This window comes from Nocardia farcinica (assembly GCF_029867845.1).
GTDB lineage: Bacteria > Actinomycetota > Actinomycetes > Mycobacteriales > Mycobacteriaceae > Nocardia > Nocardia farcinica_A.
In genome coordinates, this window is the sequence record NZ_JARWRU010000897.1 from 1 (window position 1) to 2,648 (window position 2,648).

Sequence of the window (2,648 nt, forward strand, 5' to 3'; positions counted from 1 at the left end):
CGGGGGGGGGGGGGGGTGCCCCCCCGGGGCCGGGCCCGCCGCGCCGCCGGCCCCGCGACCGCCCGTGCCGAGGTGCGGGCCCCCCCTCGCGCCCGCGTGGGCGAGCAGGCGCGGGTGTTCCCCGACCGGACGGCGCGTGCGTGGCCGCGTGGCCGCGTGCCGACCGGCGTGGGCGCGGCGGACCTCGGGGTCACCTCGGGCTCTCATCGCGGAGACCGGCGGCGGACCCGGTGGTCGTGCCGGGGACCGTGTGCGGAGCCGGGCGCAGCAGACTCCTGACCGCCCGTTCGAGCTCGTCCGCGACGAGCGGGACCGCCCGGGTGGCGGGCCGCGGCGCATCGATCGGGTCGGCTCGGGCCGCCGGGGGCGGGAAACAGGCGTCCACCAGCAGTAGAGCCGTCGACAGGAGGGCCAGGACGAGGGGGAGGTGGCGGCGGGAGAACATGCGTCGAGCCTGCTGCGGAGGGCGGTCACGCGGTAGCCCCGAACCAGCGATTGGGGACAACTCCCGGCCTGTGGACGGACCCGATTCGTTTCTCCGGCCCGGAAGATCGTAGACTGATCGAGCGGTTCGTGCTCGGCATGAACCGACTTCGCGCGCCACCCGTGCTTGTTCGTCACCGGCGTCGTTCGTGAATCCGAGCCACCACCTTCGTGTCCTCGTTTCGCGTGACGTCCGCGGGCAGGGTTTCGCCGGCTGGTCCCCCCGGATGTCCGGGTGGGTTGACGGTGATTCGGCGGCGCCAGGGCAGACGGTCACCGATCGCCTGCGTCAACCGGCACACGAAAGAGGGATACGAGAGCCATGGCTGTCGTAACAATGAAGCAGCTGCTCGACAGCGGCGCGCACTTCGGTCACCAGACCCGTCGCTGGAACCCGAAGATGAAGCGGTTCATCTTCACCGACCGCAACGGCATCTACATCATCGACCTGCAGCAGACGCTGACCTACATCGACAAGGCCTACGAGTTCGTCAAGGAGACCGTCGCCCACGGCGGCACCGTCCTGTTCGTCGGCACCAAGAAGCAGGCCCAGGAGTCCATCGCGGCCGAGGCCACCCGCGTCGGCATGCCCTACGTGAACCAGCGCTGGCTGGGCGGCATGCTCACCAACTTCTCCACCGTGCACAAGCGTCTGCAGCGCCTCAAGGAGCTCGAGGCCATGGAGCAGACCGGTGGCTTCGAGGGTCGCACCAAGAAGGAAATCCTCATGCTCACGCGTGAGATGAACAAGCTGGAGCGCACCCTCGGCGGTATCCGCGACATGCAGAAGGTGCCCTCGGCCATCTGGGTCGTCGACACCAACAAGGAGCACATCGCCGTCGGCGAGGCGCGCAAGCTGAACATCCCGGTCATCGCGATCCTGGACACCAACTGCGATCCCGACCTGGTCGACTACCCGATCCCGGGTAACGACGACGCCATCCGTTCCGCCGCGCTGCTGACCAAGGTCGTCGCCTCCGCGGTGGCCGAGGGCGTGCAGGCCCGCGCGGGTCTGGCCTCCGGCGACGCCAAGCCCGAGGCGGGCGCGGGCGAGCCGCTGGCCGAGTGGGAGCAGGAGCTGCTGGCCCAGGCGAGCCCGGCCGCCGAGAACGCCGAGGCCGCCCCGGCCGAGGCCGCTGCGGCCGAGGAGGCCCCTGCGGCGCAGAGCCCGGCCGACTTCTGAGTCGACCGGCACTGCCAGCGCACCTTGCCGACCCTTCTGCCACAGGAGCGGTCGGCAAGGTGGTTTTCCCACCCAGAACCACACTCACGACAACCAACGAGGAGGCTCGCCACCGATGGCGAACTACACCGCTGCCGACGTGAAGCGGCTCCGTGAGCTCACCGGCTCCGGAATGATGGATTGTAAGAACGCGCTGGTCGAGACCGAGGGCGATTTCGACAAGGCCGTCGAGCTGCTGCGCATCAAGGGCGCCAAGGACGTGGGCAAGCGCGCCGAGCGCACCACCGCCGAGGGCCTGGTCGTGGCCAAGGACGGCGTGATGGTCGAGATCAACTCCGAGACCGACTTCGTCGCCAAGAACGACGAGTTCCAGGCGCTCGCGGACAAGATCGTCACCGCGGCCGCCGCCGCCAAGCCCGCCGACCTGGACGCGCTGAAGGCCCTGGACCTGGGCGACGGCCGCACCGCCGATGTGGCCCTGCAGGAGCTGGCCGCCAAGATCGGCGAGAAGCTCGAGCTGCGCCGCGTGATCTCGCTGGACGGCCCGGTCGCCACCTACCTGCACAAGCGTGCCTCGGACCTGCCGCCCGCCGTCGGCGTGCTGGTCGAGTACCAAGGTGAGGGCGAGGCCGCCGCCGAGGCCGCGCGTGGCGCCGCCATGCAGGTCGCCGCGCTCAAGGCCAAGTACGTGACCCGCGACGAGGTCCCGGCCGACATCGTGGACAACGAGCGCCGCATCGCCGAGCAGACCGCTCGCGAGGAGGGCAAGCCCGAGGCCGCGCTGCCCAAGATCACCGAGGGCCGCGTGAACGGCTTCTTCAAGGACGTCGTCCTGCTGGAGCAGCCGTCGGTCACCGACAACAAGAAGACCGTCAAGCAGCTGCTGGACGAGGCCGGTGTCACCGTCACCCGCTTCGCCCGCTTCGAGGTCGGCCAGGCCTGACCCGCAGCACCGACACGGCCCCCCGCGCGCGTAATGTCC

At 70.4% G+C, this 2,648-nt stretch carries 2 protein-coding genes; both read left to right on the plus strand.

The window, feature by feature from the left end; all coding sequences use genetic code 11:
- The first annotated feature begins 805 nt into the window (after nucleotides 1–805).
- Nucleotides 806–1,666, plus strand: a complete 861-nt coding sequence (rpsB, locus tag QH283_RS19765) for a 30S ribosomal protein S2 (protein WP_280504475.1) — start codon at nucleotides 806–808, stop codon at nucleotides 1,664–1,666.
- Between the two features lie 115 nt (nucleotides 1,667–1,781).
- The gene (gene tsf / locus QH283_RS19770; RefSeq protein ID WP_280504476.1) at nucleotides 1,782–2,609 is read left to right on the plus strand and encodes a translation elongation factor Ts; all 828 of its coding nucleotides are present in this window, start codon (nucleotides 1,782–1,784) and stop codon (nucleotides 2,607–2,609) included.
- Nucleotides 2,610–2,648: the final 39 nt, after the last annotated feature.

Bases quoted from the DNA above. Each gene is read 5' to 3' on its own strand.
- rpsB (WP_280504475.1), top strand. From the start codon at position 806: ATGGCTGTCGTAACAATGAAGCAGCTGCTCGACAGCGGCGCGCACTTC.
- tsf (WP_280504476.1), top strand. From the start codon at position 1,782: ATGGCGAACTACACCGCTGCCGACGTGAAGCGGCTCCGTGAGCTCACC.